This is a genomic window from Curtobacterium pusillum (assembly GCF_013359865.1).
Classification (GTDB): domain Bacteria; phylum Actinomycetota; class Actinomycetes; order Actinomycetales; family Microbacteriaceae; genus Curtobacterium; species Curtobacterium pusillum.
Genome location: NZ_JABMCE010000031.1, coordinates 1 through 7588, shown reverse-complemented (window position 1 = coordinate 7588; position 7588 = coordinate 1). Strand labels below are relative to the sequence as shown.

The 7588-nt window shown below is 72.9% G+C and carries 10 protein-coding genes; 7 read left to right on the top strand and 3 right to left on the bottom strand.

What is annotated here, in order from left to right; translation table 11 throughout:
* The coding region (locus HP507_RS00695) for a CGNR zinc finger domain-containing protein (protein ID WP_175349960.1) at positions 1–377 on the top strand (377 nt) is incomplete at its 5' end.
* Positions 378–432: 55 nt separating this feature from the next.
* Complete coding sequence (locus tag HP507_RS00690) at positions 433–1695, top strand: Nramp family divalent metal transporter (protein WP_175349959.1); 1263 nt, start codon at positions 433–435, stop codon at positions 1693–1695.
* A gap of 48 nt (positions 1696–1743) precedes the next feature.
* On the opposite strand, the gene HP507_RS00685 is transcribed toward HP507_RS00690, so the two are convergent.
* Complete coding sequence (locus tag HP507_RS00685; protein WP_175349958.1) at positions 1744–2046, bottom strand: DUF427 domain-containing protein; 303 nt, start codon at positions 2044–2046, stop codon at positions 1744–1746.
* Between the two features lie 45 nt (positions 2047–2091).
* Entirely contained in the window at positions 2092–2703 is a 612-nt protein-coding gene (locus tag HP507_RS00680) for a 2-phosphosulfolactate phosphatase (RefSeq protein ID WP_175349957.1), read from the bottom strand.
* 98 nt (positions 2704–2801) lie between these two features.
* On the opposite strand from HP507_RS00680, the gene HP507_RS00675 reads away from it, so the two are divergent.
* The 4 genes from HP507_RS00675 (at position 2802) to HP507_RS18070 (ending at position 5053) form a co-directional block, all read left to right on the top strand.
* Complete coding sequence (locus HP507_RS00675) at positions 2802–3434, top strand: GNAT family N-acetyltransferase (RefSeq protein ID WP_175349956.1); 633 nt, start codon at positions 2802–2804, stop codon at positions 3432–3434.
* 38 nt (positions 3435–3472) lie between these two features.
* On the top strand, positions 3473–3964 hold the full coding sequence (locus HP507_RS00670; RefSeq protein WP_175349955.1) for a hypothetical protein: 492 nt from the start codon (positions 3473–3475) through the stop codon (positions 3962–3964).
* Between the two features lie 149 nt (positions 3965–4113).
* Positions 4114–4683 (top strand): DUF1684 domain-containing protein, encoded by a 570-nt coding sequence (locus HP507_RS00665; protein WP_175349962.1) that lies wholly within the window; start codon positions 4114–4116, stop codon positions 4681–4683.
* Positions 4684–4693: 10 nt separating this feature from the next.
* The gene (locus HP507_RS18070; protein ID WP_175349954.1) at positions 4694–5053 is read left to right on the top strand and encodes a GntR family transcriptional regulator; all 360 of its coding nucleotides are present in this window, start codon (positions 4694–4696) and stop codon (positions 5051–5053) included.
* A gap of 62 nt (positions 5054–5115) precedes the next feature.
* Here HP507_RS18070 and HP507_RS00655 read toward each other — a convergent pair whose 3' ends face one another.
* Positions 5116–5973, bottom strand: coding sequence for an endo alpha-1,4 polygalactosaminidase (locus HP507_RS00655; RefSeq protein WP_271207364.1), 858 nt, complete (start codon positions 5971–5973; stop codon positions 5116–5118).
* Positions 5974–6204: 231 nt separating this feature from the next.
* On the opposite strand from HP507_RS00655, the gene HP507_RS00650 reads away from it, so the two are divergent.
* The coding region (locus tag HP507_RS00650) for a DEAD/DEAH box helicase (RefSeq protein ID WP_175349953.1) at positions 6205–7588 on the top strand (1384 nt) is incomplete at its 3' end.

The following is a 7588-nucleotide window of genomic DNA, read 5'->3' as shown; positions in this document are numbered from 1 at the left end:
CGGCGGGCCTGCGCGCCGGGACCGGCCGCACGCGCCCCGCGCCCGACGACATCGACACCGTCAACCTGTTCGCCGCCCTGCCGGACGTGCCCCCGAGCCTCCCGGGTGGCCGCCGCCGGGCCGGCGCCAACCGCGTGCGGCTCGCTCAGGCGCTCTCGAGCGTCGCACGGGACGCGGTCGCGCTGTTCACCGAGGTCGGCTTCGACGACGTCGCGGCCGACGGGCAACCCACCCGGCTGAGCCGCTGCTCCGCCGAGGACTGCGGACTCGTGTTCTACGACTCCTCCCGTGGCGGAACCCGTCGCTGGTGTTCGATGCAGCGATGCGGGAACCGTGCGAAGGTACGCGCCCACCGAGCCCGGCGCGCGACCGCCTGAACTCGTTCCGAAAACAAGGATTCGGTACGCCGAATCCTCTGGCATGCTGGACGGCATGACCGAGACAGCAGCGCGCCTCCGCGAGCCGGCAGCACCCGCCGGACCCCCGCGCCGCCGGGCCGCGGGGCTCACGCTGCTCGGACCCGCGTTCGTCGCCGCGATCGCCTACGTCGACCCCGGCAACGTCGCAGCGAACCTGACGGCGGGGGCGAAGTACGGCTACCTGCTGCTCTGGGTCCTCGTCGCCGCGAACGCGAGCGCGGTCGTCGTGCAGTACCTCTCCGCGAAGCTCGGCGTCGTCACCGGCAAGTCCCTGCCGGAGCACCTCGGCCTGCGGATGCGACGCACGCCCCGACTGCTGTTCTGGGCGCAGGCGGAGATCGTGGCGGCTGCGACGGACGTCGCCGAGGTGATCGGCGGCGCGCTCGCCCTGCACCTGCTGTTCGGACTGCCCCTGGTCGCCGGCGGGGTCATCACGGGCGTGGTGTCGATGGCGATCCTCGCGCTGCAGAGCCGCCACGGCACCCGGACGTTCGAGGCCGTGGTCACCGCGATGCTCGCGATCCTCACGATCGGCTTCTGCGCGGGCCTGCTGTTCGCCCGGGTGTCGCCGGGCGAGCTCGTCGCCGGGCTCGCACCGCGCTTCGAGGGGTCCGAGTCGGTGATGCTCGCGGCCTCCATGCTCGGCGCGACCGTGATGCCGCACGCCGTGTACCTGCACTCCGCCCTCGCCCGGGACCGGCACGGCGACGTCCCCGCGGGCCCGGAGCGCCGTCGGGTGCTCGTCGCCACGCGGTGGGACGTCGCCCTGGCACTCGTCGTGGCGGGCGGCGTGAACATCTGCATGCTCGTGCTCGCCGCCGCGACACTGCCCGGCGTCGCGGGGACGGACTCGATCCCGGGCGCGCAGCGGGCCATCGCCGAGCAGGTCGGGCCGGTCGTGGGCGTGCTGTTCGCCGTCGGTCTGCTCGCGTCCGGGTTGGCCTCGACGTCGGTCGGGTGCATGGCGGGCGCCGAGATCATGAAGGGACTGCTGCACGTGCGGATCCCGCTCGTCGTCCGGCGCCTGGTGACGCTCGTGCCGGCGATCGTCCTGCTCGCGGTGAACGCCGACGCGACGATGCTCCTCGTCGTCAGCCAGGTCGTGCTGAGCTTCGGGATCGCGTTCGCGATCGTGCCGCTCGTGGTCTACACGTCGCGACGCAGCGTGATGGGCGCCGACGTCAACGCGATGGCTACCCGCGTGGTCGCGGGGGTCATCGCGCTGGTGATCGTCGCGCTCAACGTCGCGCTCATCGCGCTCACGCTGGCCGGCTGAGCGGGCGGCGCGGGCGGCGCGGGCGGCGCGGGCGGCGCCGCGCCGCGCCTACTCGACGACGCGCACGTTCTTCCAGAACGCCACGTAGCCGGAGTAGTCCTTGCCCACCCGGTCGAACGACGAGGGGATCGGCGTGGGGTACGACCAGGCGTTGTCCTGCAGCGCCTGCCCGTCGACGTTCACGGTGTAGTACTGCGTGTCGCCCTTCCACGGGCAGTGGTACTGGGTCGGGCTCTCGGTGAACAGCTCGGACTTGACGCTCGACGGCGGGAAGTACCAGTTGCCCTCGATCTGGATGAGGTCCTCCTGCGGCGCCTCCGCGATCACGGTGTCTCCGACGACTGCCTTCATGGCACGCTCCTTCGCTCGATGCGGTACCGGATGTCGACGCGAACGCTACGCGCGGGAACCCGATTCCCGCAGGGTGACGAGCTCGCCGTCCGCGGCGAGCGCCGCCCGCACGTCGACGGGGTCCAGGGCGGCGGCCGCTTCGGAGGCGCTCACGAGGTGCTTCACCGCCCGCCGCAGTCCCGTGTACGCGGCGCAGGCGGCCGCCGCCTCGGGCGACGTGTTGTCGATGCCGACCTCGGCGAGGGCGTCGACGACTGCTCCGGCGGCGAGGAGGTCCTCGACCGCGAAGTCCGGTGCGTCCGGCACGTCGGCGGCTTCGCCCGCGGCCTCCGCCGCGTCGTCGCCCGGTGCGTGGTGGCGTCCGGCGGCGACGATCGCGACGACGCAGCGGTCACCGCGTTCGGCCTGGAGGCGCGTCACGCGTCCCGCGACGGCCTGCGCGTTGCCGAGGTGGCCGAGCACGACCTCCGGACCGTCCGGCAGCTGCGCGGCGAGGGAGCGCAGTGCTCGCCCGCGCTCACGGTCGTCGCGCGCCGGGCCGGCCGGGAGGACGTCGATCCAGACGAGCAGGTGGGTGCCCGGGGCGATGCGCGCCGCGCCACCGGTCCCCCATGCGAAGCGGACCTGGTACTGCTGCTGCTGCGTGCGTGCTGCCACCCGAGCCACGATAGCCGCCGCGATGCGCCTGTCCCTTTTTCCACAGGCGGCCCCGCGTCAGGAGTTCGCCAGGGTCGGCGACCGTAGGATTCCATGCCATGGAGATCGCCCCCGCACCCACCCTGACCGGCGACCGCGTGACGCTCGAACCCCTCGGAGCCGAGCACGCGGACGACCTCCGGGCGGCGGTCGCGGACGGTGACCTCTGGCGCACCTGGTACACCTCGATCCCCGCTCCGGCGCAGGTCGACGACGAGATCGACCGTCGCGTCGCCGAGCACGAAGCGGGTCGGATGGTGCCGTTCGCGGTGCGGGACCGTCCGACCGGGCGGGTGGTCGGATCGACGACGTTCCTGAACCCCGACACCGGGAACCGCCGGGTCGAGATCGGTGCGACGTTCCTCTCGCGGTCCGCTCAGCGTTCGGGCATCAACACCGAGGCGAAGCTGCTCATGCTCTCGCACGCGTTCGACGTCTGGGGGTGCATCGCGGTCGAGTTCCGCACGCACTGGCACAACGCGCAGTCCCGCGCCGCCATCGCCGCACTCGGGGCGAAGCAGGACGGCGTGCTCCGGAACCACGCGATCGGCCGCGACGGCACCCTGCGCGACACCGTGGTGTTCTCGATCATCGCGTCGGAGTGGCCGACCGTCCGGCTGTCGCTCGCCGAGCGCCTTCGTCGGCACGACCGCGCCGAGGGCTCTCGCCGCCGTTCCGCCCGGCACGCCTGACCTCGCCGTTCCCAACGGGCCCGAGTAACGTCCGAGCCGTGCACGTCGGCCTCCGGATCACCCTCGACGCGCCGGTGGAAGCCGTGCGCGACGCGCTGCTGTCCCCGGCGGTGATGGTGGCCGTGACGAAGCCGTTCCTCGTGTACCGGTCGCGGGATCCGCGGGGGTTCCCGGTCCGCTGGGTCCCCGGCGAACCGCACCCGATCACGGCGAGCGCGTTCGGGGTACTGCCGGCCGGGGACACCCACGTCGACCTCTCCCGGTACGAGGTCGACGGCGTCCCCGTACAGCGAGACGACGGCGGTGGGACGTCCGGGCTCTTCGGACGGATGAGCATGCGGCACCGGATGGCCGTCCGGCCGACCGCGGACGGCAGGACCCTGCTGCTCGACCAGCTCAGCTACCGGACACGGCCCGCGGTGCTCGGCGTCCTGCTGTGGCCGGGGATGTGGGTCGTCTGGCAGTGGCGCTCGATCCGGATGCGCGCACTCGCGCCCGGCTGGCGCCGCCCTCGACGAGCCGCGGCCTGAGGCGGACGCACACCGTCCCTCCCGCCACGGCCGCCACGCCCTGGTGCTCGTCGACGGACCGGGCGTACGCTCGCACCGTGAGCCAGACGCAAGAGCCGGCAACCGAGGACCGCGTGCACAGCACGCTCGCCACCGTGGACTGGCGGCGGATGACGTTCGACCTCTACCGCCGAGTCCGGGCGACGAGCGATCCCGAGACCGCGCACGCGATGTGGCGCGAGACCCGCGACGCGATGTTCGGCGAGCACCCAGCGAGTCCGCTCCTCGACGAGGACGCCCGGGACTTCGAGTCGCTGCCTGTGCCGGACTACGACCCGTCGTGGCGCTTCCGGGCCCGCATCGAGCCCGCCGAGGCCCTCGCGATGGACGTCGAGACGGGCACCGACGGCATCGTGCACTTCGACCGCCTCGGCGTCGTGACCCTGGCCGGTATCGGATCGCTCGACGTGTGGTCGCACCGCGGCTACGCGGGCGGCGTGTTCATCCCCGTCAAGGACGCCAGCGCCGGCAAGGCCCGGGGGACGTACGGCGGCGGCCGCTACCTCGTCGACACGATCAAGGGCGCCGACCTCGGCGGCGACGACGGCGAGATCGTCCTCGACTTCAACTTCGCGTACAACCCGTCGTGCGCGTACGACCCGGCATGGGCGTGCCCGCTCGCCCCTCCGGGCAACACGGTCGCGGTCCCGATCCCCGTCGGCGAGCAGTACGACTTCTAGGGTGGAGCACATGTCGGGTCTCGTCGCGATCGACGCCGGAGGGCGTGTCCCCCCGTTCGAGCAGGTGCGGTCGCAGATCGCCGCGCAGATCAGTGCCGGTTACCTCGTGGACGGGGAGCGCCTGCCGAGCGTCCGAGGACTCGCGGACGAACTGGGCCTCGCGGCGGGGACGGTGGCGAGGGCCTACCAGCTCCTCGAGGAGGCCGGACTGGTGCAGACCGCGCGCGGTGCCGGCACCCGGGTCGTCCGGCCGGCCGAGGTCCCGGCGCAGGTCACCGAGGCGGCCCGCGCCCTGGCGTCGGCGGCGCGCGAGGCCGGTCTGTCCGCCGACCAGGCGGCGGCTGCGCTGCGCGAGGTCTGGCCCGCCTGACGCGCCGGGGTTGGGTCGTGCCGTGCTCGTCCCCGGTGTGACCTGTCGCCGCGACCCGCGCGTCAGCAGTGCTCGAACACGTGGTCGTCGTCCGAGGGCGTCACGAGCTCCCGGTCGCGCAGGATCGTCATCGCCGGGCGGTCGTCGTCCGCGCACACCGACGACCACGGACGGCCGATGGTGTCCGAGTACTCGATGTCGATGACGTGCTCCCCGTACGCCTTCGTGTAGGCCGAGCACTCCCGGTACTCCACGCACTCCTCGGCGACGACGAAGTCGAACCCGGTCGACTTCCGTCCGGAGACCCCGAGCTGCGGGGTGTTCTTCTGCCCGACGGCGAGCCCGTGGTCGTGCCCCGCGTCGACGAGCGACCGGGCGAGCGCGAGGTTGTCCGCCCGCGTGAGTGCTCCGTCGGACCGCGTCCACGAGTCGAGGTTGTCGAACTCCACCGCCTCGAAGCCCCGCGCTGCGCACCGGGCGACGGACACCGTCAGGACGGCGACGATCTGCGCGCGTGCGCTCGCGGTGCTCGTGTCGAGGAGCATCTCGTCCGGCCAACCCGGGTCGGACACGGGCTTCCCGTCGTCGTCGCGCAGGACCGCCGACGGGTGGTCGTCGAGCCACGCGCCGGCGGCGCCGGGCTGGGTCTGGAAGCCGTTGACGTAACAGATCGAGTACGTGCCCGAAGCGGGGCGCTCGGTGCTGTCCCGCTCGACGATGGTCACGCCGGCCGGCGGTGCGTACGCGCCACCGAGCTGGTAGTCCGGGATCCCGGAGGTCGGCAGGTTCGTCCGAGCCGCCGACGACGCGCCGACCGGGCCGGAGCCGGAGCCGGAGCCCGACGCCACCGCACAGCCGGAGAGCCCGACTCCCGCCACCACGGCCATCGCGACGGTCAGCGTCCCGGTCCGCACTCGCACGCCGGAATCCTCGCACGCTATGATGGACGTACTCGAGGCGCCGATCGCCTCGTGCGTCGTACGGACGCCCCGAACTCCCGACCGTCAACCGGTCGATGATCGAGCACCGCCCGAAGGTGCCAGGCTTCTCTGCTGCGGCGACTGCGCCAGCCACATCCGTTGGCGCGCATCCCGCCCGCGCGCTGCCTCAGAGCGCGCCCACAGCCGGTGACACCGGCTCGAAAGGTCACCATGACCACCAATGACCTCCGTTTCTCCGACCTGGGCGTGCCCGCGCCGATGGTCACCGTCCTCGCCGACCAGGGCAAGGAGACCGCGTTCCCGATCCAGGCGGACACGCTCCCCGACTCGCTCAAGGGCAAGGACGTCCTCGGCCGTGGCCGCACCGGCTCCGGCAAGACGATCGCGTTCGCGATCCCCCTGGCCGCCCGCCTCGCCGCCAGCGGTCGCAAGCGCCGCGCCGGTCGCCCCCGCGCCCTGGTGCTCGCCCCCACCCGTGAACTCGCGACGCAGATCGACGCGACCCTCGCTCCCCTGGCCAAGGCGATGGGCCTGAACACCACGACCGTCTTCGGCGGCGTCGGCCAGGGCCGCCAGGTCGACGCCCTGCGCGGCGGGGTCGACGTCGTCGTCGCCTGCCCGGGTCGCCTCGCCGACCTCATGCAGCAGGGGCACGTGAACCTCGGCGACATCGAGGTCACCGTGCTCGACGAGGCCGACCACATGGCCGACATGGGCTTCCTCCCCGGCGTGACCAAGATCATGCAGGCCACGCCCGAGAAGGGGCAGCGCCTGCTGTTCTCCGCCACGCTCGACAACGGCGTGGACAAGCTCGTCAAGAAGTTCCTGCACAACCCGGTGATGCACTCGATCGACGACGAGACCAGCCCGGTCGAGGCGATGACCCACCACCTGTTCGAGGTCGCCGACGCCGACGCGAAGAAGGACCTCGTCCGGACGCTCGCGAGCGGCACCGGTCGCCGCATCCTGTTCATGCGCACGAAGCACCACGCCAAGCGCCTGGCGAAGCAGCTCACCAGTTCGGGCATCCCCGCGGTGGACCTGCAGGGCAACCTGTCGCAGGGCGCCCGTGAGCGGAACCTCGCGAAGTTCTCGTCCGGCGAGGCGCTCGTCCTCGTCGCCACCGACGTCGCAGCCCGTGGCGTGCACGTCGACCACGTCGAACTCGTCGTGCACGTCGACCCGCCGACCGAGCACAAGGCGTACCTGCACCGTTCGGGCCGTACCGCCCGTGCGGGGTCGTCGGGCGACGTCGTCACCGTGACGATGCCGGCCGAGCGTCGGGACGTCGCGCAGATGATGCGGGCAGCAGCGATCAAGGTCACGCCGCAGCAGGTCACCTCGACCTCGCCCGCGGTCACCGCGCTCGTCGGCGACGTCGCTCCGATCCGCCACGTCGCCCCGGAGCAGCCCGCGCAGCAGCAGCGCCAGCCGAAGCAACGGACGAACGAGTCCGACAGCGCGGGCGGCGGTCGTCGCCGTGGTCGCGGCGGTCGGACGGGAGGCGCGGTGCAGGCCCCGCGCACCGGCTCGGCCTCCGGGTCCTCCGGTGCAGGGCGTCGTGGCGGCCGTGCCGCCGAGGCCGGCTCCGGCG